The following is a 23,381-nucleotide window of genomic DNA, read 5'->3' on the forward strand; positions in this document are numbered from 1 at the left end:
GGATGGATTTCCTCTTCACCCTTCTCCCACCGGGAGAAGGGCCGGGGATGAGGGGATACGGCCTATCGGCACGCGCCAAGGTTTGCAGTGACGAGAAAGGGCGCATCACTGCTGGTGCTTTGCCTGATGCGAGGTGGCTCCCCCTCACCCCTAGCCCCTCTCCCGCGGGGGAGGGGAACGCATAACTTCCCCTTAATAATGCGGCGGCGGCCTGTTGACCGGGGCGGCTTCGCTGACGGCCTGTTCGCTGTCGGCGACCCGCTCAGCCAGGCGCACCACCTGCCGCTCCAGCCGGTCGATCAGCTTCCACTGCGCCGTGATAGCCGCGTTCAGGTCTTCAATCGTCTGGTCCTGATGGGCGATACGGATTTCGAGCTCATCGAGGCGGGATGAGGTGCTGGATGTGTCGGTCATAGCGGCAATGTAGGGCGCCGTAGGGCGGGATGTCATCCCGCCCTACGGCGAAACTATCTTTCCGATATGAGCCTCTCTCGCACACCAACGGCTCGCTCAAGAATTTGATCGTAAGTAAATATCTGTATCTTCCCGCCCCACATTGCGTTTCGATGACGCAGTTTCAGGGTATCGCTTTCAGTGAGATCCGAAGATCGGCCAATGATTACGATCCCCTTTGGGGAAGAAATCTCGGGCAATCCCTTGGCTGCGTAGGAATTATGTGCCTCGACCCAAGACAACCAATCCAACACTTGTTGCTCAGCATGAACTAAGTGAGAGGAGGGATTTCCCGCTTTTGTATAAATTTGCAAGACTGACGACTCAATTTCAATTAGGTCGTATGTTCTTGAATACTTTTCAGCCGCATAGTCCATTTCATATTCAGCACCGAGCTTGTGCTTTGGTATAATTTTTTCGTAGTCAAGACCAAGTAATATTGGATGCTTAGTTATACATAATTGAATGGCATTTTCATTTCTATTCTTACTGCTTATTTCCTTCGAAAGCTCTGAAACAGCAATATCTATCTTTGAAAGCACGGCCTCCGCTCGACTAAGCTTCGATATTTCTTCAATCGCCACCCTTCTTATAATCTCAACCTCAGCCGCAAATATTGGCGTGCTCAACTTTAAATCCATTATTCGATTTATATCGAGCAATTCGGTTGTGGGGCGTTTTGCGAATTGAAGCCTAACCCTGTCCCCAGATTCGTTTGGGGCTGTGAACCCATCGACGATTAGCTTCCTGTGAAGGTCCGCAAGCGCTCCAACGACTTCAGCGGTGTTGGGATAAACAGGTACATCCTCAAGAGCTGCTATTGCTAAAATATCAACAGCTTCCTCCTCGTCGGTAGCACCCTCGCTAGACGTTGGATATATGTCGAAAAGATGACAAATTTCCAACTCAAGGTAGGACCCGTTTAAGTTAAAGGCTATCGCATGAAAGATATAATTTCCGTCTTTGATGTCGAAAATTATCTCTTTGCACATCGAAATTAGACTGTTGGTCGTTAGCGAGAAATCTACGTCTTCCTTACGCCCTGCAATTAACTCCTCATGGAGTGCTGCAATTCGCTCAGAGGCCGCAGTGTCGCCGCTAGTCATGCTGAACCCAAGTCTCTTGGGTTCAGCCCATTGCAAAAGTCTATTCTCAGCCGGAGTGCCGTTCATATCTTTCGGAACCTGCTCGTCGTTTATTCCCGCTCCACATAAATCTCAGCGCCCTGCGCCATGAATTCCGCGCTCTTGGCCTTCATCCCCTCTTCGGCCTCTTTCGCCTGGCGTTCAAGGTCGGCCTTTTCATTATCCGTCATGCCGGCCGCATAGTCGCGCACTTCGGCCGTGATCTTCATGGAGCAGAATTTCGGGCCGCACATGGAGCAGAAATGGGCGACCTTGTGGGCCTCTTTCGGCAGGGTCTGGTCGTGATAGTCGCGGGCGGTTTCGGGGTCGAGGGAGAGGTTGAACTGGTCCTCCCAGCGAAACTCGAAGCGGGCCCGCGATAGCGCGTCGTCGCGGATCTGCGCGGCCGGGTGGCCCTTGGCGAGGTCTGCGGCGTGGGCGGCGAGCTTGTAGGTGATGACGCCGACTTTCACATCGTCGCGGTCCGGCAGGCCGAGATGCTCTTTCGGGGTGACGTAGCAGAGCATGGCCGTGCCGTACCAGCCGATCATCGCCGCGCCGATGCCGGAGGTGATGTGGTCATAGCCGGGCGCGATGTCTGTGGTGAGGGGCCCCAGCGTGTAGAAGGGCGCCTCGGCGCATTCGCGCAGCTGCTTGTCCATATTGATCTTGATCTTGTGCATCGGGACGTGGCCCGGCCCTTCGATCATCACCTGGCAGCCCTTGGCGTGGGCGATCTTGGTGAGCTCACCGAGGGTCTCCAGCTCTGCGAACTGGGCCGCGTCATTGGCGTCCGCGATGGAGCCGGGGCGCAGGCCATCGCCAAGGCTGAAGGAGACATCATAGGCGCGCATGATGTCGCAGATCTCCTCGAAATGGGTGTAGAGAAAGCTCTCTGTGTGGTGGGCGAGCATCCATTTCGCCATGATCGAGCCGCCGCGCGAGACGATGCCGGTGACGCGCTTGGCGGTGAGGTGGATATAGGCGAGGCGCACGCCCGCATGGATGGTGAAATAGTCCACCCCCTGCTCGGCCTGTTCGATGAGCGTGTCGCGGTAGACCTCCCAGGTGAGGTCCTCGGCGACGCCGTTGACCTTTTCCAGCGCCTGGTAGATCGGCACGGTACCGATGGGCACGGGGCTGTTGCGGATGATCCATTCGCGCGTGTTGTGGATGTTGCGACCGGTGGAGAGGTCCATGACATTGTCGGCGCCCCAGCGCGTCGCCCAGACCATCTTGTCGACTTCTTCCTCGACAGATGAGGTGACGGCCGAGTTGCCGATATTGGCGTTGATCTTGACGAGGAAGTTGCGGCCGATGATCTGCGGCTCAAGCTCCGGGTGGTTGATATTGGCCGGGATGATGGCGCGGCCCTTGGCGATCTCGTCGCGCACGAATTCGGGCGTGATGAAGGGCGGGATCTCAGCGCCGAAGCTCTCGCCCTGCGCGATCTGAGCCTCGGCGTTTTCCAGCATTTCCTGACGGCCGAGATTTTCGCGCTCGGCGACGTAGATCATCTCCTTGGTGATGATGCCGGCACGGGCGAACTCATACTGGGTGACGGGCTTGCGATTGGCTTCGCGGTCCGCGTCGGTGCGGTTCGGGTTTGGGGTGACGCTGCCGGTCGGGTCGAAATTGACGGCCTTGAGGGGGCGGTGACGCGCCGGGAAGGCGCGGGCCAGATGCTTGCCGGAGGCGCCGCCATTGTCTTCCGGGCGCACATCGCGGCCTTCATATTCCTCAACGCCGCCGCGTTCGAGCACCCAGTCGGTGCGGTGGCGGGCAAGGCCCTTCTCGACATCGATACTGACCGACGGGTCGGAATATGGGCCGGACGTGTCATAGACCGGCACCGGTTCTTCATTCGCGGAGGGGTGCAGGTCAATCAGGCGGCGCGGCACCGACAGGGTCGGGTCGGCCTTTGGATGGGTATAGACCTTGCGGCTGGCAGGCAGCGCGCCGGTGGTGACAGTGGGGGTCTGGAAGTCAGACTGGCTGGTGGGCTTGTTCATGTTGGGTCTCTCCAAATGGTTTGAGACCCGGGGGCGCGCGGTTTTTCCGTTCCTACGCCGGCCACCTCCATTAGCGGAGATTCCCCGGATCAGGTTCTAAGGGTGCTCGGGCGGCGCGGTTTGCCGTCTGCTCGTCCTTCGACTTCGCTCAGGATGAGCAGACTTGAACCTTCAGCCCGATCTCAGCGCTTTCCGTGACGCGCCCCTCGGATGGGAGGACCGTAAAGGAAAGCGGCGGTTTCGGAAAGGGGCGATGGTGAGCGCGTCTTGCCTGTGTCCGCCACCTCCTGCATTGACGGGCGATGACGCTGGACCTCGACGCCTATCTGAAGCGCATTGGCCATGCCGGCCCGGTTCGGGTGGACCTTGCGACGCTGGATGCGCTGCACGAGGCGCATGTGAATACGGTGCCGTTCGAGAATCTGGACGTTCATGCCGGGCGGCCGGTGACGCTGTCACTGGAGGCGGCCTATGACGAGATCGTCACGCGGCGCAAGGGCGGCTGGTGCTATGAGATGAATGCCGTCTTCGGCTGGGCGCTGTCTGAGGTCGGCTTCGAGGTGACACGTATCGCTGCGGGCGTGCGGCGGGCGTCTCTCGGCGATGAGGCGATGGGCAATCACCTCGCCCTGCTCGTGCGGCTGGACCGCGACTATCTCGCCGATGTCGGCTTTGGCAGCTCACAGGTGCGCGCGATACCGCTGGAAGACGGGGTGAGCAATCATGCGCCGGTGCGTATGGCGATGGCGCGGACGGAGGATGGCTACTGGCGCCTGCATGAGGGCGGGCCCGGCTCTGTGACGAGCTATGATTTCCGGCCGGAAGCGGCGGACGAGGCCCTATTGGCCGCCCGCCATGCCTGGCAGATCAGTGACCCGAACAGCATTTTCTACAAGACGCTGTCGGCCAAGATCCGGCGCGGCACCAAATATCATATCCTGCGCGGGCGCGTTCTGGAGACGCAGATGCCGGGGCGCAGCGAGCAGCGCATTCTGGCGTCGCCGGATGAGCTGTCAGAAGTATTGAGCGAGGTCTTCGGCCTTGAGGAGCCGCAGCTCACCGCGCTCTGGCCGAAAATCTGCGCGCGCCACCGGCAGCTCTTCCCGCATGCGAGCCGGTAGGGGCTCAGGCGTTGGCTTCGAACTGCGCCGTATCGACCGCGAACCAGAGGGTGTCGGCGTGGGCGAGGAGGGTGCCGTCTTTCTTATAAAGCGCGGTGCCGGCAAAATGTTTGCGGCCCTTTCCGCCGGTGCGCCATGAGGCGATGATCAGGGGTTCGCCCACAGGTGGCCGACTGAGGATATTCGCATTCATCTCTCCCAGCAGCGCACGGTCGACATCGGGCAGGGAGAAGCCGCCGGGGCAGTCGAGCGCGCTCCAGATGATCTCGGGGCGAACGAGGCCGTCTTGGTCTGCAAATGTCTCGTGCGGGGTCCAGACAGTTGCCGCGGTTTCCGGATCTTCGAGCTGACCGCAGAAGATGCGCAGACCCTCTCCGGGCGCGCGGCCACGCCCGCAGACAAAACAGACCGACATTTCACCGGCACCGAAGGGGCGCGGGTGCTCACTGGCCGCCCTGGCTGCTTCAAAGCCGGGCGCAGGCCGCGGCGCGATGGCAGGCGCTTCGGGCCGGGCCGTCATGATGAGGGTGTCGCCGGAATGGAGCGTTGTGTTGTCGTCGTCAGAGGCAATGGTGAGCGGGATCTCCAGCGGGATCGGCGCATTGATGCGGATCGTATGCGGGCCGTCCAGGTGCCGGGCCAGAAGCCCTGCGGAATAGCCGCCATTCCCGCTGCCGGGCGGGCCGTTGAACTGGGCCGGTATGGTAATGGTGGACGGCGCGGTCATGGCAAGCTCCCTGTCTCAAGAGGGCGGCGCTACCTATAAAAGCCGCATCTGGCAAGTGGACGCGGCGCACCGCTCGTGCGAGGCGGTCATCTTGGTTCAATCGCGCTTCCCGGAGGTCATGATGCGTTTTATCCAGTCCCTTTACCTTGCAGCTGGCCTCCTGTCCGTCGCCGTTCTGTCGGCCTGTCAGGCGGCGCCAGCACCCGAGCCGGTCACGGCAGAGGCCCCTCCTGCCCGAATGACGGACGTCATCGAAATCCGCGAACCGGGCCTTATCGCGAACTATTACCCTGCGGCGACGGCGAACATGCCAGGACCGGCACTCCTGATGGTGGGCGGGTCTGAGGGCGGGCTCAGCGAGGGGGTCGCTGTTGAAGCCGAAGCGCTGCGTGAGGAGGGCATCAGCGTGCTGCATCTCTCATTCTACCGGTTCGAGGGTCAGGAGCAGAATCTGGAACTGGTGCCGCTGGAACGGTTCGACACCGCGCTGGAGTGGCTGTTCGCGCGCGGCGAGGTGGATGCTGGCCGGGTCGGCATCTATGGCACGTCGAAGGGCGCAGAAGCCGCGCTGATCACGGCGACACGCCACCCGGAGCTGGAAGCGGTTGTGGCCATTGTCCCGTCCAGCGTCTCGTGGACCGGCATCAACTGGGACTTTGACGGGCGGGAGCCAGAGGCGTCCTGGTCGCTGAATGGCTCGCCCTACCCCGCACTGCCCTATGGCGCCTTCGACTATGAGACCGGGCTCTATTCGCTCTATGCCAACGGGCTGGACGCGGTCGATGCGCATCCCGAGACGATGATCGAGGTCGGGCGTATTGAGGCGCCGGTGTTTCTTGTCTGCGGCGGGTCGGATGCGCTCTGGCCAAGCTGTCCGATGGCCGAGGCGGTCCAGGCACGCGCCGGGGCCATGGACGGGCCGGAGGTGACAGTTCTTTCCTATCCCGAGGCCGGACACGGAGTGGGCGGAAAGCCTGCAGACAGGCTCGACCCGGAAACAGCCGATGCGCCGCTCGACTGGGGCGGCACACGCGCGAGCAACCGGGCCGCGCAGCTGGACAACTGGCCGAAGACGGTCGCTTTCCTGAAGGCCGCGCTCTAGACGCCGGCCTTACCGATCCACGCATCGACCGCTTCTGCGTGAATATGCGTGGTGGAGAAGACAGGCAGCGGACCGTCGCCTTCCGACAGGATCATGCAAAGCTCTGTACAGCCAAGGATGACGCCGTCCGCGCCCTGATCGGCATAGCAGGCAATCATGGCGGTCAGGTCTTCACGCGAGCTGTCCTTCACCACGCCCTCGACAAGCTCATCGAAGATGACGCGGCCGATGAGATCGCGGTCTTGCGCCGATGGGATGACCGGCGTGCCAGGAAAGCGCTGCGCCAGCGCGGGGGCGAAGAAATCGCCGCTCATGACCCAGGGCGTGCCGAAGAGGAGCGGGCTCGCCACACCTTTCGCCATCATCGCGTCGGAGAGGCTGTCGAGCATATGGATGACGGGAAGGCCGGTCGCGCCTGCCACCGCTTCGGCGGCGACATGGGTTGTGCCGGAGGTGATGGCGATGGCGTCTGCGCCAGCCGCCTTCAGGGCCTCAGCCCCCTTGACGACTTCGGCGCGGAACGCGTCCCAGTTCTCATCATGATAGTGGCCGATCATCACGCCGTAATCGAGCATGAAGAAGAGGCAGCGCGCCGAATGCTGACCACCATGACGGCTGCGGGCATGAGCATTCAGAAGCTCATAATAGATTTTCGTGGCTTCGGGGCTGACCCCGCCAATGAGACCGACAAGAGACATGACGGGGGGTCTAGTCTCATGACGCCCCGAAGGGAAGCCGCAGAATGGCCGGGCAGGCCGACCGCAGACGCGTGAACAAGGCGGGATTCTCAGCCGCGCCGGAACGCTGCCGCGCGGGCAACGTAGGTTTTTCAACAGAGCGCGCCGCGAAAGACGCGCCCGGCGAAGCAAAGGACCCACCATGACCAAGACAAAGACCGTAATCATCACAGGCGCAGGCTCCGGCATCGGCGAAGCGGCAGCACGGCGCTTTTCCGAAGATGGCTGGAATGTCGTCCTGAGCGGGCGCACCCGCGAGAAGCTGGAGAAGGTGGCAGGCGACCTGCCGGGCGAACGCACACTGGTGATCGACGGCGATGTGTCGAACAAGAATGACGCTGCCCATCTTATTAGCGAGACCGTGGACAGGTTCGGCGCACTGGATTGCCTCATCAATAATGCAGGCGTTGCCGAAATGGGCCGCCCCGGCGAGCTGACGCTGGAGGATTTCGAGAAGATCATGTCGGTGAATGTGACCGGCATCTTCAACACGGTGACCGAAGCCGTGCCGCACCTGAAAGAAGCAAAGGGATCGATTGTGAACACCTCATCGGTGTCCGGTATCGGCGGCGACTGGAAGATGTTCGGCTACAACACCTCCAAGGGCGCAGTCACGAACATGACGCGGGCCATGGCGCTGGACCTCGGCAAGCATGGCGTGCGCGTCAACGCCGTGGCGCCAAGCGTCACCCGGACCAGCATGTCGGAAGGCATCCGCGAGGATGAGCGGAAGATGGAGATGGTGAAGAACCGGATCCCGATGAAACGCGCCGCCGAGCCGGAAGAAGTCGCTAGCGTGATGGCCTTCCTGGCCGGGCCGGATGCCGGCTTTGTCAGCGGGGTCATCCTGCCCGTCGATGGCGGGCTGTCAGCCTCCAATGGCCAGCCAAACTTCGACGACTAGGCCGCCCTTCCGTCATTCTTTTGAAAGTTGCGCGGCGCCCAGCCTGAACCAGGCCCGGCGCCGCGCGATGATGCTTTAGGCAAGGCTGGAGCCGGCAGAGCCCCCTTTAGCAGCCTTTGCCCGCATATATCCCCATGAGCGCTGTGCGGCGCAGTTCTGCCGTGCGTGCGTTTTCGGCCTGACGCTCGGCCTCGGCCTGCGCATTGCGCTGGGCCACCCCCTTCGCGGCATTCGCCGCGAAGCCCAGCCCCGGAACGCGGACGAGAGCGCCGCTATACAGGGCTGCGTCGGTTGCTGCGCCCGCAGCGGCACTGGCAGTGGCGCCAGATGTTTCCGCGTTGCCGGCATTCTGGACAGACTGCGCCATAAGCGCATCCATCTCGGCAATTTCGGTGCTGAGTGCGTCGCACTCCATATCCGCGTCGCCCGGCTGGCTCGCCACGAGGCGGGGCGCAAGCTCCTGAGAGCTGCCAAGCGATGTCGTGCTGGTGCAGGCTGTGGCGGCCAGACCTGCGAACGGAAGCAGAATTATGTATTTGAGCATGTGTGCCCTCCCCCTGAATTGAAGTGAGGGCACTAAAGCAAGGGCATACGGGACCCGCATGCCCCCGCAGGGGTATGACATCAAGTTTATTGGCAAAATGTGGGGTGCCGGTCAGGCTTTGCTGCGGGCCTCACCCGGCCCATGAATGGGGCACTGTCAGCCCCAAATGAATTCCTGACGGGAAACTGCGCGTCGAGGCCTGAAAATCAGTCCTCGTCGCCTTCAAGGTAGCGCTCGGTGAAGTCCATGAAGGCGTCCCAGGACTTCCTGTCGGCGAGTTCCTGATAGCGGTCCGAGCCGAACACGGTCCAGGCATGCGGCGCGCCGGAATAGATCTGCACCTCATAGGTGATGCCGGCCTGTTCCATCATGTCTGCCGCCTCGGCGGCGAGCGAATTGGGAATGCCGCTATCGGCGCCGCCATGCATGATGAGGATTGGGGCCGGCGCTGCGGAATAGTCGGCCCCTTCTGGCGCGTCGAGACTGCCATGGAAGGTGGCGAACCCGGCAATATTCTCTCCCTCGCCGGAGCGGGCAAGCTCAAGCGTTGCGCCGCCGCCGAAGCAATAGCCCATGACAATCACCGGCTGATCACCCGTCTGCTCGCGCGCTTGCGCCATGCCGGCGAGGATGCGCGCGCGCATGGTGTCGCGGTCATTGTAGAGCTGGCCGACCAGTTCCTTGCGCGCTTCGGTCGTGTCCGGACGATTTCCCTTGCCATAAAGGTCGACGGCGAAGGCGTCATATCCTTCGTCGGCAATCATCTCGGCGCGGGTCTTTTCATAATCGTCGAGGCCGCCCCAGTCATGAATGATAAGAACGAGACCTTTGGAGTCGCGCGTCGCCTCAGCGAGATAGCCTTCATAGGCCGTGCCATCGACCTCATAGGTGACGGTTTCGCCCGCATGGGCGGTGAGCGTGAGCGCGGTGGACGCGGCAAGGAGGCTGAGAATGCGCATGGGTGAGGTCCTTTGCTATAGCTTGGCCAGTCCAATCAGTAGCTAGCGCAAAGGCACGCTCTGCCAAACTTAGTTCGCTCGAAGTGCCTCAACCCAATGCGCTTCGCTAATTATGGAAATGGGCAGACCGGAACTTCGCATGCCGACAGCCTTTTCAATCTTTCTTCCATAGCTGGAGTGAGCCCAGCTCTCTGTAGCATATGCTCCAATGACGAGGAATCTGGTGGTCTTAGTCAACGATCCGGCTATGGCTCCAACCTCGAGCGCTGCCTGCTCACATTGCCTTCGACTTCCAAAGCCAAAGGTGCCGGTGAAGCAGAATCGATTACCATTGAAGGCAATATCGGGAACGGGCTGACAGAACGGCAGAGAAGTTGATTTTTGCGCTTCGCCAATTTCGTAGTCTCCTCCAGCGAAGGCCCGCAAAGTTTCGAAAAGTTCTTCCGCTTCGTCCTGATCCAGGACGTCGTCTTCTAGGTAGTTCCTAATTCTGTCGAAGAGGATAGTGACGACGGTGTTCTCCGTCGCATCCTTATGGGCCGCCAACCATTTGTACAAATATTCGGCCTCAGCTTGGTTGACCTTGCCATCAGCGATGATTCCATGAGCCAGCCCAATGAGTTCATTAACTTGACGGTCGTCAATTCTCGCACGGCCATATAAGTTGCGCAGCGTTGTTATATCCATCCAATTAGATCCCCTAGATGTCAGCCAGAGTTATCGCATAGATAGAATAATTTATACATCTCGAATTTTTTAGAACGTTGCCGGGAGCTAATAAACCTTCCGCCACTCACCCGGCTGCAGGCCGTCCAGCGACCAGTCCCCGATCCGGGCGCGGATGAGGCGGAGGGTCGGGTGGCCGATGGCGGCGGTCATGCGGCGAACCTGGCGGTTTCTGCCCTCGCGGAGGCGGACCTCGAGCCAGCAATCAGGCACAGATTTGCGGTAACGGATCGGGGGATCGCGCGCCCAGAGGCGGGGCGGCTCATCGATGATCTGCGCGCCTGCGGGCCGAGTGCGGCCATCCTTGAGATCGAGGCCGCGCTGGAAGGCCTCCAGCGATGCCTTATCGGGGTCGCCCTCAACCTGCGCCCAATAGGTCTTTTCCATCTTGTGCCTGGGGTCGGCGATGCGCGCCTGAAGCTTTCCGTCATCGGTGAGCAGGAGAAGCCCCTCGCTGTCGCGGTCGAGACGTCCGGCGGGGTAAACGCCCGGCAGGTCGATGAAGTCCGACAGGGTCTGGCGCGGCGAGTCTGCATTTGCCTTGTCGGTAAACTGCGAGAGCACGCCGAAGGGTTTGTTGAAAGCAATCAGCATGGGTCTTTTCCTAGCGTTGTGCCAAGGCGCCCCGCAACTCCTCCATACCGCGCACAAAAAAGCCCGCCACGCGGGCGGGCTTTCTCTGTGGTCGCCTACTGACGATTAGGAAGCGTCATAGGTCTTCAGGTATTCGCTGAGCTCAATGTCGCCATCGCTATCAGCGTCGTATTTGCCGAACAGATCGTCGGAAACGCCCGAACGGTTCTGCCAGTCGCTCCACTCTGACTGCGAGACGTAGCCGTTGCCATCGTCATCGATCGACAGGAAGAGCTGAACGGCCATCGAAGCACCAAGCTCATTGCTCGGCATGCTGCTGCTCGTCTCACGAACGAAGTCTTCGGTCTCCGCATCGCTCGCCTCGGTGGTCGAGGTCGACTGGGTGTTGCCAGCGTCGCCCTGCGTGATGCGCGAGGTGGCGGCGGCATTGGCGTCGGTGCCGGTGGTGGACATCTCTTCGGTGTCCGTGTCGGCTTCGTCGCTCATGTCCGGCGTGGTCGTGTCGGTATCCATCTCGGTGGATGTGTCGGCGTCGGTATCCATGTCCGTTTCGACATCTACGTCGGCATCAGCCTCAGCATCGACGTCCGGCTTGGGCGGCGTCGGTGCGTCTGCTTCCTCATCCATCTCGTCCATGTCGTCGGACATATCGGTATCGGTATCGACGTCGGCTTCGACGTCAGCGTCCATGTCCGAGGTTTCATCATAGGTGTCGGTCTCTTCCATCTCGACCGTGGCGTCCATTTCAGCCTCGGCCTGCGCGTCGGTGTCCTGATCCATCTGCGGGATGGCAAGGGCCGGCGCCGTTGCAAGAGCGGTCGTTGTGGCGAGTGCTGTGAGAAGTTTTTTCATAGGTGGTCTCCTTCAGATTGTGTCGGGAAGACAACGAATGCGTCGGCAAAACCGTTCCGAATCAACTTGAACGATTCCGGCTTTCGCTTGACGGAACCTGTGGTCTGGCGTGATTAGACAGAGCCTTTAGGGAGGGTTCGGAAATGACATCAATGCAGACTGCCGTGCTTTATACCGGCCTGTTCATCCTGCTTTTCATTGTCCTGAAAGGCCTGGTTGGCCGCGTTCGAATGTCGGAAAAGATCATGTTTGGCGACGGCGCCAATGAACGCCTTCAGCGCGCCCAGCGCACGCAGGGCAATGCCGTCGAGGACGTCCCCGTGACGCTGATCGGCCTGCTGGGCCTCGGCGCACTGGCCGCGCCGGTCTGGCTCATCCATGCCCTGGGCGCCCTGTTTCTCCTCGGGCGCGTCCTGCATGCGGTGGGGCTCAGCGGGTCCAGCGGCGGCAGCCCCGGCCGGATGTGGGGCACATTGCTGACGCTGCTGGTGATGCTGGCTACGGCCTTGAGCTGTCTCTGGTTCGCTCTTGTCTAGAGGCGCCGGCGACTAGAAGACCGCCTGCACATCCTTGGTCCAGCCGACATAGACGTCGGCGCCCGTTTCGATGACGGGGCGCTTGATCAGGGTCGGGTTGTCGATAAGCAACGCCTCTGCCTGATCCTGCTCGACCTGGGATTTTTCCTCGGTGGAAAGATTGCGCCAGGTCGTCGAGCGCTTGTTGACCAGCGCATCGGCCCCGACCGCTCCGATCCAGGCCGGGACCTTTTGCTTCAGGTCAACCTCGGCGCGGATATCGACCATGGTGACATCGTGACCGTCTGCGGTCAGCGCGGTCATCGCCTTCTTGCAGGTGTCGCAGTTCTTCAGACCATAGAGGGTGAGGCTTGCCATTTTACATTCCTTCCGGACGGGGCGTGATCAAGTATAGGGGCAGATGTGGGCCGGTACCTGAAAAGTCCAAGCTTGCGCGCTGGAACTAGAACCTTAATAAAGTGTTAGGGTCAGGAATGAAGCCCGCAGCGGGTGGCTGTGGGCGCTCCAACTTGCGAGGGCTACCTAATGGGCAGATTTCTATCCGGACTGATCGTTCTGATCGCCGCCATCTTTCTGATCATCCTTCTCTATTTCCGTATCGTGGAAGGCTCATTTGAAGAGGCTGGCGCACGTATGGACGTGCTTCTGGGCGCCGCCGCCGAAGAGACAGAAGAAGCGGCAGGCACAATTGCGCGCGAAACCGACGAAGCCGTCGACGAAACCATGCGCGAGCTGAACGACGACAACTAGTCCTCCGCTCTTCGCCATTTAAAAGCCCGGCGCCTCATCCTGTCTTTCCATTTGCGGAATACAGGAAGCGCCGGGCTTTTTTTGTGCGGGGGCTAGTCCTCGCTGATGAAAACCTCTCCCTGAAGGTCATCCAGCTTGCCCTGCAGGTGGGCGCGCACATCCTCGACGGCCTGATTGTAGACCGTTGCACCAAGCGTCTTCAGCATGAGGTCCATGATCTCGCCGGCGCGAAAATCGCTGATCGGCTCATCGAATTCGACAGCAAAAAGGGTCTGAAGCTCTGCAATCAACGCATCGCGGCGTTCATCGGTGAGCCGGATTTCCTTCACTCCACCACACCGACTATCGGGCCCATATCCATCCCCTGCTCGTTACGGCTCATGGCCGGTGCATAGATGCGCGAGACCTGACCGTCGAGAAAGAGCGCGTTCGGGGTCTCCAGCCGGTCACTGAAGACGCTGGCGAAGTCATGAAACGTGACGAGGCTGTCTGAAATGACGAAATGAACGGTCCGCCCATCGGCGCTGACCCCCACGCCATTACGGCGCTTGCGGGAGGTGCCGTCCGGATTGATCGTCGGGTGGAGCTCGCCATCGATGACCAGCATAGGCCCTGACTGGGTGGCAAAATCCGGGTCCCGCCCCTCTGAAATATAGGCTTCCGAAACCGAAATCCCCGCACGCCCATCCTCCACCCAGAAGACACCGTTCGGCTTCATGTGGAAGTTGCCGGGGCCTTCATTGGTATTCACATTGGCACTGTCGCCGCCTTCGGCGCGCAGATAGCCGACCGGCTCACGGTTCTCATGATACATGCCGCCATTCATGGCGAAGACCAGGGTCTCGCCCCGTTCGGCGAGGGCGTCGGCAAGCGTGTCGAACTGAAGATAGGGCGCGCCATCCTCATCAGCATAAAAAAGGCGGATATCGTCGCGGTCGGCGCGAAAGCTGCAGACCGTGTAGGGCAGCGATCTGAAGGTGATGGAGCGGCAATATTCCCCGCTTTCCTCAGGCAGGGCGATATCGCAGGCCGGCAGGAAGACAGCAGCCAGGGTAAACAGCATTGCGGCGGGCGCTTTCAGGAGACTGCGCAATTCTACGACCCTTCTGCCGGCTGGGTTGGAAAGGAACTTGCCAAGATAAGCACACTATGGAGCGTCGCCTCGCGAGGAAAGGCGGCAAGCTCAGACTCGCCTGCAAGCCATGGCCGAATTATGGCCTCAGCTGGCGGCGGCGGCTTCATAGGCTTCACTGGCTTCGATCCAGGCTTCCTCAGCCTTTGCAAGCGCCGCATTCAGACGGTCCCGCGACCTGGCGAGAGCGACTGATTTCTGTGGATCGGTGTCATAGAGCGTCGGGTCTGCGAGTTCGGCATCGATGCCGGAAAGCTCAGCGCGCAGCTTTTCCATCTCGCGCTCTGCGGCGGAGATGCGTTTGCGAATGTCGGCGGTCGCCCGTCGGATCTCACTGTCTGAGCGTTTGGGCGCAGGCGGCGCCTCGGCTGGCGCCTGCACGATTTCTGCCCCGCGATTGCGGTCTGCTTCCAGCACCAGCTTTCGGTAATCCGACAGGTCGCCATCATAGGGCGCCGCCCGCCCCTGATCGACCAGCCAGAGACGGTCGGCGGTCGCTTCGGCGAGGTAGACGTCGTGGGTAATGAGAAGGACGGCGCCTTCATAATCATTGAGCGCGTGGATCAGCGCCTCGCGGCTGTCGATATCAAGGTGGCTGGTCGGCTCGTCCAGGATCATGATGTGCGGGGTTGTCAGCGCCATCAGGCCGAGAAGAAGACGCACTTTCTCACCGCCAGAGAGCTTTTCCACCTTCGTCTCGGCCTTGTCGCGGTTAAAGCCGATATTCGCCACAATGGAGCGGACCTGACCGTCTGTCGCTGTCGGCCGCAGACGCCGGACATGGTCGAGGGCATTGTCGCCGGCGCTCAGCTCATCAAGCTGATCCTGGCTGAAATAGCCGATCTCGACCTTGGATGCGGCCACGCGGTTCCCCGCCAGCAGGTCCAGACGCCCGGCAATGGATTTGACCAGCGTCGACTTGCCCTGCCCGTTCGCCCCGACAATGGCGATCCGGTCATCATTGTCGACGCGAAGATGGACGCCGCGCAGCACCGGGCGGCCTTCGGTATAGCCAAGGTCCGCCTCATCCAGAACGAAAAGCGGCGAGGCGAGCTCAGGCGGCGCCGGGAAATTGAATGGGGTCGTGCGTTCTTCCAGAGGAATGACAACTTCCTGCATCCGCTCCAGCATCTTGATGCGCGACTGGGCCTGGCTCGCCTTGTTCGCCTTGGCCCGGAAACGGTCGACAAAGCTCTGCAGGTGGGCGCGTTCCTTGTCCTGCTTGGTCTTCTGCGCCTCAAGCTGGGCGAGCGTTTCAGCCCGCTTTTTCTGCCAGCTGTCATAATTGCCGGGATGCACGGTGAGCTTCTGGTGTTCCAGCGCCAGCGTATGCGTCACGGCATTGTTCAGAAGCTCGCGGTCGTGGCTGACGAGGAGGACGGTGTGCGGATACTGCCTCAGATAGGTCTCGAGCCAGGCCGCGCCTTCAAGGTCCAGATAGTTGGTCGGCTCGTCCAGGAGGAGGAGGTCCGGCTCTGCAAAGAGGACACCGGCCAGGGCAGCGCGCATGCGCCAGCCGCCGGAAAACTCCCGGCAGGCGCGGCCAAGGTCTGCCTGTGAGAAGCCAAGCCCGCTCAGAATGGTGGCCGCGCGCGCATCGCCGGACCAGGCGTCGATGGCGGTCAGCCGTTCATGAACATTGGCAAGCTCCTGCGGGTCGAGGACGGTCTCGGCCTCATGCATGAGACGGGCGCGCTCTGTATGCGCCGCCAGCGTCTCATCCAGAAGCGTGCGGTCGGAGGCTTCCACCTCCTGCGCGACCCAGCCGAGCCGGGCAGCCTTGCCGATGCGGATCGACCCGTCGCTGTCGTCTGCTGACTCACGGATGAGCCGCAGGAGGGTCGACTTGCCGGTGCCGTTGCGGCCGATCAGACCGACCTTCCAGCCAGCCGCCAGCTTTGCCGAGGCATTATCGAGCAGGATCCGGCCCTGTATCCGGTAGGTGAGATTGTCGATCGTAAGCATGGGACTGGCTGCTAAGGGGTGATGGGGGCAGCATCAAGCCACAGGATGAGCGCGAACCGCCATTTTCAGGCGTCACGCCCGATGAGCCGCATGGGCTCATCTCGCCACAGTGCTGCAAGCACCCGCTTCGCGCTCTGGAGACGGACCCTCAGATCGCCTGACCGCGCTCGATATTGAGGCGCGGTCCTGGGCCCTACTTCCGCGGCTTGAGCTTGCGCATCAGGCCTTCCTGGACGGTTGAGGCAACGAGCTTGCCCTCACGGGTGAAGATGGTGCCGCGGTTGAAGCTGCGGCCATTTCCGGCCTTGGGACTGTCCATCGCGTAGAGCAGCCATTCATCTGCCTGCACAGGCGCATGAAACCAGATGGCGTGATCGAGGCTGGCGGTCATCAGCTCCTTGTTGATCCAGTGCAGACCGTGGGGACGCAGGCTGGAGCCGAGAAGGTTCATGTCGCTGGCCCAGGCGACCAGACAGTGATGCATCGCCGGGGATGCCTTCACCTCTCCATCGGTGCGGAACCAGACATAATTCACATCCGATTTCGGCTTCGGATTGAAGGGATTGAGGCCGGAGATTTCCTTCATGGTGAAGGGCTGAGGCCGCGTCCAGTGTTTGAGCTGGTCGTCGGAAATCCTGTCCTTGAACTGTTCGGCAAGCTCCTGACGCGACATCAGCTCTTCGGGCTGCTTGACCTCTGGCATCTCGTGCTGGTGGTCCCAGCCATCCTCATGCACGTGGAAGGAGGCCGACATGTTGAGGATCTGCTGGCCATGCTGGATGGCGACGACTCGGCGCGTCGTGAAGCTGCCGCCATCGCGCGAACGGTCCACCTCATAGACGATCGGGATTTTCGGGTCGCCGGGCCGGATGAAATAGGCATGGAGCGAATGGCAGAGCCGGTCATCGGCGACCGTGCGATAGGCAGACGCCAGCGCCTGAGCGATGACCTGGCCGCCATAGACGCGTTCACGGTCAACTTCTTCGTCGGGCGTAAAGCCACGGAAGAGGTCCACTTCGAGGCGCTCGACGTCGAGAAGTTCTAACAAACCGGAAACGGCATTCGTCATATTCGATTGTCTTTCCCATCAGACCTTAACCAAGGCGCGCTTACCACTCTCGCAGGTGACTGAAAACAGGCGCGTGGATCGCAAGCAGCGACAACAGACTGCACCCCCGCGCGCCAGAGGCAAGGGCCTTGATGGTGATAGGACTGATCAAATCCGCTGCGCGCGAAGCCAAGACCGTGCGCATCCTGCTGCGCGCGAAGAAATGGCTCGACCCGATCAAGAATGAATCGACCGAGCTTCTGGCAGACGATCTGGAAGCGGCGGTCGACGCGTATCGCGCCAATATCGCCTTCATTTTTGAAGGGCGCACGACGAGCTATGGCGAGCTGGACGAGCAGGCCAACCGCGTGGCGCACTGGGCGCTGGACCAGGGCCTGAAGGCAGGTGACACGGTCGCCCTCTTCATGGAGAACCGTCCGGACTATGTCGCGGTCTGGTTCGGCCTGTCGAAAATCGGTGTCGTCCCGGCACTCGTGAACGCAAACTTGATCGGCGAAGCGCTGGTTCATTCCCTGAAGACGGTTGAACCGAAGCTGATCATCACGGGCGCAAAGCAGGACAGCGCCATCCGCTCACTGGAAATGGTTCAGATCCGCCAACCCGTCTGGACCCTGGGCGGGAAGGCCGGTGAGCCACTCACCGCTGAACTTGCCGCCATGCCCTGCGCCCGGCCGGACCGCGTCCACCGCGCGCATCTCACAAATGCGGATATCGGCTTCTATTTCTACACGTCCGGCACGACGGGCCTGCCCAAGGCCGCGAAAATGTCGATTGCCCGCGTGCGCAACATGATGCGCAGTTTCATCTCCCCGCTGGAGATGAGCGCCAAGGACCGGGTCTATATCACCCTGCCGCTCTATCATGGCACGGGCGGGCTCTGCGCAGTGGGGATCGCGCTCTATACGGGCGCGTCCGTCCTGCTGCGGGAAAAGTTCTCTGCCGGCCGCTTCTGGAATGACTGCGCCGATTTCGGGGTGACGACAATTGTCTATATCGGCGAGGTCTGCCGTTACCTGCTGAACCAGCCCGCCCACGCCAAGGAGCGTAAACACAAGGTCCGCAAGGGCTTCGGCAACGGTCTTCGCCCGGAAATCTGGGGCAGTTTCAGGAAACGCTTCAATATTCCGCGCCTGATCGAGTTCTACGGCTCGACCGAAGGCAATGTGAAACTGATGAATTTCGACGGGGAGACAGGGGCCTGCGGACGTATCCCGCCCTATGCCGCGAAATATTTCGACCATATCGCCTTTGTGAAAGTCGACCCCGAGACCGAGGCACCGCTGCGCGATGAAGATGGCCGGTGCGTGCGGGCCGGGCGCGGTGAGACCGGCGAAGCTCTCGGCCGGATCGGCTCTGACATGACGACTCGGTTTGAAGGCTATCACGACCGGCAGGCCTCCGAGGCCAAGATCCTGCGGAGTGTCTTCGAAGAGGGGGATGCCTGGTTCCGGACCGGCGACCTGATGCGGCGCGGTGATCACGGCTATATCTATTTTGTCGACCGGCTCGGAGATACGTATCGCTGGAAAGGCGAGAATGTCTCGACCAATGAGGTGGCTGACGCCCTGGCCGGGGTTCCGGGTGTCGAGACTGCCAATGTCTATGGCGTGCCAATTCCCGGCACCGACGGCAAGGCCGGCATGGCCTCGATCACGACCATCGGCTATCTCGATTACAAGGATGTGCTGGACAAGCTCTCCTCACGCCTGCCGAAATATGCCGTCCCGGTCTTCATCCGCGAGCAGCAGGAAGCGTCCACGACCACGACATTCAAGTACCGCAAGAGGGATCTGGTAAAAGAGGGATTTGACCCCGAGGCCGCCGGCGACCGTGTCTGGTATGCCGACCCCGAGACGGGGAGATATGAGCTGGTGACGCCGGAGACCTATAAGAAGATCGCGTCTGGCGGCGTGAAGTTCTAGCGGCGGATTTCCGGCGCGAAGGCGAACCATGGGACGCGGCTAGCGCCCCATCGCTTCCTGGATAATGTCCATCTCCGCCTCCTGCAGGAGGGCATCGGTGACGCCTTCCGCATGGACGCGTTCGCGGCCCACCTCGAGCATGACAGGCACAGCGAAGGGGCTGATCTTCTGGAGCGGCCGGTGGTCGATCTTGCCGCGGATACGGCTCAGCATGTCGGACAGGCGGCGGATGTCGAGCAGACCCGTGGCCGCGTCCTGGCGAGCCGCCTGCAGCAGGATATGGTCCGGCTCATGGCTGCGCAGCACGTCATAGATCAGATCGGTCGAGAAGGTGACCTGGCGGCCGGTCTTCTCCTTGCCGGGCAGCCGCCGGGCGATCATGCCCGAAATCTGCGCACACTGGGCAAAGGTGCGTTTCATGAGCGGGCTTTCATCCAGCCATTCCTCAAGATCATCACCCAGCATGTCCGGATGAAAGAGACCGTCCATGTCGAGGGCGGCCATATCCTCCATCGCCCAGATCGCCATCGCATATTCGGAGGCTACGAAGCCGAGCGGCTTGGCCCCGGCGCGTTCCAGTCGCCGTGTCAGGAGCATGCCGAGCGTCTGGTGGGCGAGACGGCCCTCGAAGGGATAGGTGACGAGGTAGTGACGCCCGGCGCGCGGGAAGGTCTCGACCAGAAGATGGTCCGGCGGCGGGATTTCCGACTTCTCACGCTGGATCTCGAACCATTCGCGGACCTGGTCAGGCAGGCCTGACCACTGGTCCGGATCATGGATCATGTGGCGCACACGATCAGCCAGAAACGTCGTCAGAGGGAACTTGCCGCCATTATAGCTGGGGATGGCCGGCTTGTCGGCTTTCGCGCGGGTGACGAGGACATCGAGCTCCGACACACCAAGGAAGCGAAGGATTTCGCCTGCGAAGAGAAACGTGTCGCCGGGTGTGAGAGTGGAGATGAAATATTCCTCGATTTCCCCGAGCTTGCGGCCTGCGCGCATGGTGCGCTGATCACCGCGAACCTTCGTCGTCTCCTGTCCGCCGGACGGCTCGCCCACCTTGCCGACAAAACTGGCGAGGCGGACATTCATGAGCTGGGCTTCAACGATGGCGCCGACATTCATGCGGTGCTGCTGGGCATCGCGCGCCGTGCGTACCCGCCAGACACCATCGCGCCCCCGCACGATCCGCTTGAAGCGGTCATAGGTCTTGAGCGCGTAGCCGCCTGTGGCAACGAGGTCCACGACCCGCTCATACGTCTCCCAGTCCAGACCTTTATAGGGCGCGGCACGGCGGATTTCATTGAACAGGGGCTCAAGCTCAAAACCAACGCCGCAGGCCCGGCCCATGATGTGCTGGGCGAGGACATCGAGCGCGCCGAGACGCAAGGGCTCCCCATCGATCTCGCCGGCTTCGACCGCCGCTTCGGCGGCGCGGCACTCGAGGATTTCGAACCTGTTGGTGGGCACGAGAAGCGCGCGGCTGGCTTCATCCATCCGGTGATTGGCCCGGCCGATACGCTGGATGAGACGGGCCGCGCCCTTGGGGGCCCCCATCTGGATAACGAGGTCCACACCGCCCCAGTCGATGCCAAGGTCCAGCGTCGAGGTACAGACCACACCCTTGAGCACGCCCGCCGCCATCGCGGCTTCCACCTTGCGGCGCTGCTCACGGGCCAGCGAACCATGGTGGAGGGCGATGGGGAGCGCGTCTTCATTGGCGCGCCAGAGTTCCTGAAACAGCATCTCGGCCTGGCTGCGCGTATTGACGAAGACGAGCGCCATCTCACTGTCCTTGATGGCTTCGTAGACTTCCGGCACCGCGAAACGGCCTGAATGGCCGGACCAGGGAATGCGTTCGCGCGAGACGAGAATGTCGATATTGGCCTGCGTCCCGCCATCTGCACGGATAAGGACAGTTTCCCGTCCTTCCCGCCTTGGCAGCCAGCCGGCAAGCTGGGCCGGGTCGCGTACGGTGGCCGACAGGCCAATGAAGCGGCAAGCTGGCGCCCATTCGGCAAGCGTGGCAAGACCGAGCGAAAGAAGATCGCCGCGCTTGGACGCGGCGATGGCATGGATCTCGTCAATGATCACGCATTTGAGGTCGGAGAAGAATTCATCAGCATGATCAGAAGCGAGGAAGAGGGCGAGCTGTTCCGGCGTCGTTAGCAGGATATCAGGCGGATTGGCGCGCTGGCGCTGGCGTTTCGATTGCGGCGTGTCGCCCGTGCGCGTCTCGATCCGGATATCGAGGCCCATTTCTGAAACCGGCGTGCCCAGATTGCGCTCCACATCTGTGGCGAGTGCTTTCAAGGGGGAGATATATAGAGTGTGAAGCGCCGGGCGGCCGGAGTTGGACTTGGGGCGTTCGGCGAGTTCGATCAGGCTGCCCATGAAACCGGCCAGCGTCTTGCCACCGCCCGTCGGCGCGATAAGCAACGCACTGCTGCCAGCCAGCGCGGTTTCCGTCAGGTCCAGCTGATGCTTGCGCGGTGTCCATTTCCGGCTGGCAAACCAGTCGGAGAAGCGGTCAGGCAGGCTGAAATCTGGGCGCGCAATATCCGGCATGGACCAGGACATAGCGCGAACAGAGGCGTTCTTCGATCCCGGCTGCAGCGATTAGTTGTAGCCAGCCTCTGCTGCGGTCGCTTCAGCCTGCGCGTCGAGCCGGTCGGTGTGGCCCTGGTTTATCGCGGCAAGGACATCGCGCGTGAAGGCGGCTATGTCGAAGCGGCCTCCATCGGCGGTGTCATAGCCCCGGCGGACGATGACGATATCGAGCGACGGGATGATGACGAGATACTGGCCGCGATTGCCGAAGCCGGCATAGGTATCTTTCGGCACGCCCTGGGCCCGGTCCATCAGCCAGAAGCTGCCGCCATAGCCAAAGCTGCCCGGAGACCGCTCCGGCTGGGCCTCACCGGGAGACGAGACGAAGTCGGTCCAGCCCTCGGCGAGAATGCGCTCATCGCCCCACATACCATCCTGCAGATAGAGCTGGCCGAGACGGGCCATGTCGCGCGCCGTCATCCAGACCTGGCTGGAAGAGATGAAATCGCCGCCCCAGTCGGTCTCCAGCAGCGTATTCATCGCGCCTATCTTCCAGAGGACGCTTTCATAGGGAAACCCCCAATAAGCGTCGTCGTCATTGAAGGTCTCACGCAGGGCCCGCATGGCCGCCAGCGTGTCATAATTGGAATATTTGAAGCGTTCGCCCGGCGTAATTTCAAGCGGATTCACAAAGGCGGTGTCGGTCACCAGCGCGCCGCCAAAATAGGTGCGGTCCGTACGGTTACCCGCGATGCCGGAATCGAGCCCGCTGGCCATCTGGAGGACGTTGCGCAGCGTGATCTCACGGCGCGGATCGCCCGCGCGTGACCAGGCGTTGAGAAGCGGGGCGCGATCAAGGTCGATCAGGCCCTGCTGAATGGCTGCGCCGACCACGCTTGCCGTGAGCGATTTTGCGACCGACCAGGTGCGCTGCGGTGTGGTCGCGTCCATCCCCCGGCCATAGCGCTCGGAGACAATCTGACCGTCCATGACGACGAGAACGGCGCTGGTGCGGGTGTCCTCGCCATAGGTCTCCCCATCGAAAGCAGCACTGACAGGCGCGCGCAGGCGGGCTGTATAGGCCGACGCATCGATGAGCTGGACCTGCTGGCCGATTGCCGTCGAATTGTCTTCCTCACGTCTTGGGAAGTCTTCGGCAAAGCGCGGCAGGACATCGACATCGTCAGGTTCGGCCCCGATCGGGAGAAGCGAACAGCCAAACCCCTCGCGCCAGGCGGCGATGCGTGGCGGCTCCCCGCGCGCATAGCGCACGGCCACGGTGCGCGAGCGGTCGGATACATTGGCCTCAGAGGTCGCGCGCATCGGCTCGCGATAGTCGGTATAGATGCCATCGAGCTCATTATACTCGATCTCGGCGCGGCCCTTGTCTGCGGTGAAGGTCGCCGAACAGGTGAAGAGCGCCTTGTAGCCTGCGGCCAGCGCCTTCTGCATGATCTCTGTCTCGCCGCCTTCCTGGCTACTGGCGGGAGCGGCCGCGATGGTGGTGGCGAGAAGTGCGGACAGAACGAGGCGGCGCATTCGATAACCCTCCGATTGCAGTATCGCGGCGAAACCTGATGTGTCTCACACGCGGAAAAGGCA

General features: G+C 61.5%; 23 protein-coding genes and 1 riboswitch. Of the genes, 6 read left to right on the forward strand and 17 right to left on the reverse strand.

Translation table 11 applies throughout. From position 1 onward, the window contains the following. Window positions 1-192: 192 nt before the first annotated feature. From ABNU55_RS12100 to thiC, 3 genes are read right to left on the reverse strand one after another with little or no spacing between them, the layout of a single operon-like run. Window positions 193-414, reverse strand: coding sequence for a SlyX family protein (locus ABNU55_RS12100; protein ID WP_348764389.1), 222 nt, complete (start codon window positions 412-414; stop codon window positions 193-195). Between the two features lie 53 nt (window positions 415-467). Beyond that, complete coding sequence (locus ABNU55_RS12105) at window positions 468-1,625, reverse strand: Shedu anti-phage system protein SduA domain-containing protein (protein WP_290754907.1); 1,158 nt, start codon at window positions 1,623-1,625, stop codon at window positions 468-470. A gap of 23 nt (window positions 1,626-1,648) precedes the next feature. Beyond that, window positions 1,649-3,589, reverse strand: a complete 1,941-nt coding sequence (gene thiC, locus ABNU55_RS12110) for a phosphomethylpyrimidine synthase ThiC (protein WP_290754905.1) — start codon at window positions 3,587-3,589, stop codon at window positions 1,649-1,651. 32 nt (window positions 3,590-3,621) lie between these two features. Then, a riboswitch (TPP riboswitch) is annotated at window positions 3,622-3,806 on the reverse strand. Window positions 3,807-3,891: 85 nt separating this feature from the next. Here thiC and ABNU55_RS12115 point away from each other — a divergent pair. After that, the gene (locus tag ABNU55_RS12115) at window positions 3,892-4,710 is read left to right on the forward strand and encodes an arylamine N-acetyltransferase (protein ID WP_290754904.1); all 819 of its coding nucleotides are present in this window, start codon (window positions 3,892-3,894) and stop codon (window positions 4,708-4,710) included. A 4-nt stretch (window positions 4,711-4,714) separates the two neighbouring features. Here the strand turns inward: ABNU55_RS12115 and ABNU55_RS12120 are convergent, their stop codons facing one another. Then, window positions 4,715-5,437 (reverse strand): hypothetical protein, encoded by a 723-nt coding sequence (locus tag ABNU55_RS12120; RefSeq protein ID WP_290754902.1) that lies wholly within the window; start codon window positions 5,435-5,437, stop codon window positions 4,715-4,717. A 118-nt stretch (window positions 5,438-5,555) separates the two neighbouring features. Here ABNU55_RS12120 and ABNU55_RS12125 point away from each other — a divergent pair, with 118 nt between their 5' ends. Beyond that, entirely contained in the window at window positions 5,556-6,539 is a 984-nt protein-coding gene (locus tag ABNU55_RS12125) for an acyl-CoA thioester hydrolase/BAAT C-terminal domain-containing protein (RefSeq protein WP_348764383.1), read from the forward strand. Here ABNU55_RS12125 and ABNU55_RS12130 read toward each other — a convergent pair. Further along, entirely contained in the window at window positions 6,536-7,237 is a 702-nt protein-coding gene (locus tag ABNU55_RS12130) for an amino acid racemase (RefSeq protein WP_290754900.1), read from the reverse strand. The genes ABNU55_RS12125 and ABNU55_RS12130 overlap by 4 nt on opposite strands. 181 nt (window positions 7,238-7,418) lie before the next feature. Here ABNU55_RS12130 and ABNU55_RS12135 point away from each other — a divergent pair, with 181 nt between their 5' ends. Next, window positions 7,419-8,180 (forward strand): SDR family oxidoreductase, encoded by a 762-nt coding sequence (locus ABNU55_RS12135; RefSeq protein ID WP_290754897.1) that lies wholly within the window; start codon window positions 7,419-7,421, stop codon window positions 8,178-8,180. A gap of 106 nt (window positions 8,181-8,286) precedes the next feature. Here the strand turns inward: ABNU55_RS12135 and ABNU55_RS12140 are convergent, their stop codons facing one another. From ABNU55_RS12140 to ABNU55_RS12160, 5 genes are all read right to left on the reverse strand, one after another. After that, window positions 8,287-8,724, reverse strand: a complete 438-nt coding sequence (locus tag ABNU55_RS12140; protein WP_348764384.1) for a hypothetical protein — start codon at window positions 8,722-8,724, stop codon at window positions 8,287-8,289. Between the two features lie 206 nt (window positions 8,725-8,930). After that, on the reverse strand, window positions 8,931-9,683 hold the full coding sequence (locus ABNU55_RS12145; protein ID WP_348764385.1) for a dienelactone hydrolase family protein: 753 nt from the start codon (window positions 9,681-9,683) through the stop codon (window positions 8,931-8,933). Window positions 9,684-9,752: 69 nt separating this feature from the next. After that, window positions 9,753-10,370: a BRCT domain-containing protein gene (locus ABNU55_RS12150; RefSeq protein WP_290760042.1), complete on the reverse strand. Its 618-nt coding sequence runs from the start codon at window positions 10,368-10,370 to the stop codon at window positions 9,753-9,755. 87 nt (window positions 10,371-10,457) lie between these two features. Further along, window positions 10,458-11,003, reverse strand: a complete 546-nt coding sequence (locus ABNU55_RS12155) for a pseudouridine synthase (RefSeq protein WP_348764386.1) — start codon at window positions 11,001-11,003, stop codon at window positions 10,458-10,460. Between the two features lie 105 nt (window positions 11,004-11,108). Further along, window positions 11,109-11,855: a hypothetical protein gene (locus ABNU55_RS12160; RefSeq protein ID WP_348764387.1), complete on the reverse strand. Its 747-nt coding sequence runs from the start codon at window positions 11,853-11,855 to the stop codon at window positions 11,109-11,111. A gap of 143 nt (window positions 11,856-11,998) precedes the next feature. Between ABNU55_RS12160 and ABNU55_RS12165 the strand changes: the two genes are divergently transcribed. Next, window positions 11,999-12,391 (forward strand): MAPEG family protein, encoded by a 393-nt coding sequence (locus ABNU55_RS12165; RefSeq protein WP_290754265.1) that lies wholly within the window; start codon window positions 11,999-12,001, stop codon window positions 12,389-12,391. Between the two features lie 12 nt (window positions 12,392-12,403). Here the strand turns inward: ABNU55_RS12165 and ABNU55_RS12170 are convergent, their stop codons facing one another. Further along, a complete protein-coding gene (locus ABNU55_RS12170) occupies window positions 12,404-12,748 on the reverse strand; it encodes an ArsC/Spx/MgsR family protein (protein WP_290754264.1) in 345 nt (114 codons plus the stop codon). A gap of 168 nt (window positions 12,749-12,916) precedes the next feature. Here ABNU55_RS12170 and ABNU55_RS12175 point away from each other — a divergent pair, with 168 nt between their 5' ends. Beyond that, window positions 12,917-13,141 (forward strand): hypothetical protein, encoded by a 225-nt coding sequence (locus ABNU55_RS12175; protein ID WP_290754262.1) that lies wholly within the window; start codon window positions 12,917-12,919, stop codon window positions 13,139-13,141. Window positions 13,142-13,233: 92 nt separating this feature from the next. Here the strand turns inward: ABNU55_RS12175 and ABNU55_RS12180 are convergent, their stop codons facing one another. From ABNU55_RS12180 to ABNU55_RS12195, 4 genes are all read right to left on the reverse strand, one after another. After that, on the reverse strand, window positions 13,234-13,470 hold the full coding sequence (locus tag ABNU55_RS12180; RefSeq protein WP_290754260.1) for a DUF2164 domain-containing protein: 237 nt from the start codon (window positions 13,468-13,470) through the stop codon (window positions 13,234-13,236). After that, entirely contained in the window at window positions 13,467-14,204 is a 738-nt protein-coding gene (locus ABNU55_RS12185) for a phosphodiester glycosidase family protein (RefSeq protein WP_290754258.1), read from the reverse strand. Before ABNU55_RS12185 ends, ABNU55_RS12180 begins: the two co-directional genes overlap by 4 nt. A gap of 156 nt (window positions 14,205-14,360) precedes the next feature. Further along, window positions 14,361-16,238, reverse strand: coding sequence for an ABC-F family ATP-binding cassette domain-containing protein (locus tag ABNU55_RS12190; protein ID WP_290754256.1), 1,878 nt, complete (start codon window positions 16,236-16,238; stop codon window positions 14,361-14,363). Between the two features lie 193 nt (window positions 16,239-16,431). After that, window positions 16,432-17,307 carry an acyl-CoA thioesterase II gene (locus tag ABNU55_RS12195; RefSeq protein ID WP_290754254.1) on the reverse strand — a complete coding sequence of 292 codons (876 nt, stop codon included), beginning with the start codon at window positions 17,305-17,307 and terminating at the stop codon, window positions 16,432-16,434. A 131-nt stretch (window positions 17,308-17,438) separates the two neighbouring features. On the opposite strand from ABNU55_RS12195, the gene ABNU55_RS12200 reads away from it, so the two are divergent. After that, entirely contained in the window at window positions 17,439-19,229 is a 1,791-nt protein-coding gene (locus ABNU55_RS12200; RefSeq protein ID WP_290754252.1) for a long-chain-acyl-CoA synthetase, read from the forward strand. 39 nt (window positions 19,230-19,268) lie between these two features. On the opposite strand, the gene ABNU55_RS12205 is transcribed toward ABNU55_RS12200, so the two are convergent. Both ABNU55_RS12205 and ABNU55_RS12210 read right to left on the reverse strand, forming a co-directional pair. After that, a complete protein-coding gene (locus ABNU55_RS12205) occupies window positions 19,269-21,809 on the reverse strand; it encodes a ligase-associated DNA damage response DEXH box helicase (RefSeq protein ID WP_348764388.1) in 2,541 nt (846 codons plus the stop codon). A 39-nt stretch (window positions 21,810-21,848) separates the two neighbouring features. After that, window positions 21,849-23,318: a serine hydrolase gene (locus tag ABNU55_RS12210; RefSeq protein WP_290754248.1), complete on the reverse strand. Its 1,470-nt coding sequence runs from the start codon at window positions 23,316-23,318 to the stop codon at window positions 21,849-21,851. Window positions 23,319-23,381 lie beyond the last annotated feature (63 nt).

This window comes from uncultured Henriciella sp., from assembly GCF_964005855.1.
In the GTDB taxonomy this organism is placed as follows: Bacteria; Pseudomonadota; Alphaproteobacteria; order Caulobacterales; family Hyphomonadaceae; genus Henriciella.

What these genes read in the sequence shown, in the direction of transcription:
- ABNU55_RS12100 (WP_348764389.1), bottom strand. Translation starts at nt 414, where the DNA reads ATGACCGACACATCCAGCACCTCATCCCGCCTCGATGAGCTCGAAATC.
- ABNU55_RS12105 (WP_290754907.1), bottom strand. Translation starts at nt 1,625, where the DNA reads ATGAACGGCACTCCGGCTGAGAATAGACTTTTGCAATGGGCTGAACCC.
- thiC (WP_290754905.1), bottom strand. Translation starts at nt 3,589, where the DNA reads ATGAACAAGCCCACCAGCCAGTCTGACTTCCAGACCCCCACTGTCACC.
- ABNU55_RS12115 (WP_290754904.1), top strand. Translation starts at nt 3,892, where the DNA reads ATGACGCTGGACCTCGACGCCTATCTGAAGCGCATTGGCCATGCCGGC.
- ABNU55_RS12120 (WP_290754902.1), bottom strand. Translation starts at nt 5,437, where the DNA reads ATGACCGCGCCGTCCACCATTACCATACCGGCCCAGTTCAACGGCCCG.
- ABNU55_RS12125 (WP_348764383.1), top strand. Translation starts at nt 5,556, where the DNA reads ATGATGCGTTTTATCCAGTCCCTTTACCTTGCAGCTGGCCTCCTGTCC.
- ABNU55_RS12130 (WP_290754900.1), bottom strand. Translation starts at nt 7,237, where the DNA reads ATGTCTCTTGTCGGTCTCATTGGCGGGGTCAGCCCCGAAGCCACGAAA.
- ABNU55_RS12135 (WP_290754897.1), top strand. Translation starts at nt 7,419, where the DNA reads ATGACCAAGACAAAGACCGTAATCATCACAGGCGCAGGCTCCGGCATC.
- ABNU55_RS12140 (WP_348764384.1), bottom strand. Translation starts at nt 8,724, where the DNA reads ATGCTCAAATACATAATTCTGCTTCCGTTCGCAGGTCTGGCCGCCACA.
- ABNU55_RS12145 (WP_348764385.1), bottom strand. Translation starts at nt 9,683, where the DNA reads ATGCGCATTCTCAGCCTCCTTGCCGCGTCCACCGCGCTCACGCTCACC.
- ABNU55_RS12150 (WP_290760042.1), bottom strand. Translation starts at nt 10,370, where the DNA reads ATGGATATAACAACGCTGCGCAACTTATATGGCCGTGCGAGAATTGAC.
- ABNU55_RS12155 (WP_348764386.1), bottom strand. Translation starts at nt 11,003, where the DNA reads ATGCTGATTGCTTTCAACAAACCCTTCGGCGTGCTCTCGCAGTTTACC.
- ABNU55_RS12160 (WP_348764387.1), bottom strand. Translation starts at nt 11,855, where the DNA reads ATGAAAAAACTTCTCACAGCACTCGCCACAACGACCGCTCTTGCAACG.
- ABNU55_RS12165 (WP_290754265.1), top strand. Translation starts at nt 11,999, where the DNA reads ATGACATCAATGCAGACTGCCGTGCTTTATACCGGCCTGTTCATCCTG.
- ABNU55_RS12170 (WP_290754264.1), bottom strand. Translation starts at nt 12,748, where the DNA reads ATGGCAAGCCTCACCCTCTATGGTCTGAAGAACTGCGACACCTGCAAG.
- ABNU55_RS12175 (WP_290754262.1), top strand. Translation starts at nt 12,917, where the DNA reads ATGGGCAGATTTCTATCCGGACTGATCGTTCTGATCGCCGCCATCTTT.
- ABNU55_RS12185 (WP_290754258.1), bottom strand. Translation starts at nt 14,204, where the DNA reads ATGCTGTTTACCCTGGCTGCTGTCTTCCTGCCGGCCTGCGATATCGCC.
- ABNU55_RS12190 (WP_290754256.1), bottom strand. Translation starts at nt 16,238, where the DNA reads ATGCTTACGATCGACAATCTCACCTACCGGATACAGGGCCGGATCCTG.
- ABNU55_RS12195 (WP_290754254.1), bottom strand. Translation starts at nt 17,307, where the DNA reads ATGACGAATGCCGTTTCCGGTTTGTTAGAACTTCTCGACGTCGAGCGC.
- ABNU55_RS12200 (WP_290754252.1), top strand. Translation starts at nt 17,439, where the DNA reads ATGGTGATAGGACTGATCAAATCCGCTGCGCGCGAAGCCAAGACCGTG.
- ABNU55_RS12205 (WP_348764388.1), bottom strand. Translation starts at nt 21,809, where the DNA reads ATGTCCTGGTCCATGCCGGATATTGCGCGCCCAGATTTCAGCCTGCCT.
- ABNU55_RS12210 (WP_290754248.1), bottom strand. Translation starts at nt 23,318, where the DNA reads ATGCGCCGCCTCGTTCTGTCCGCACTTCTCGCCACCACCATCGCGGCC.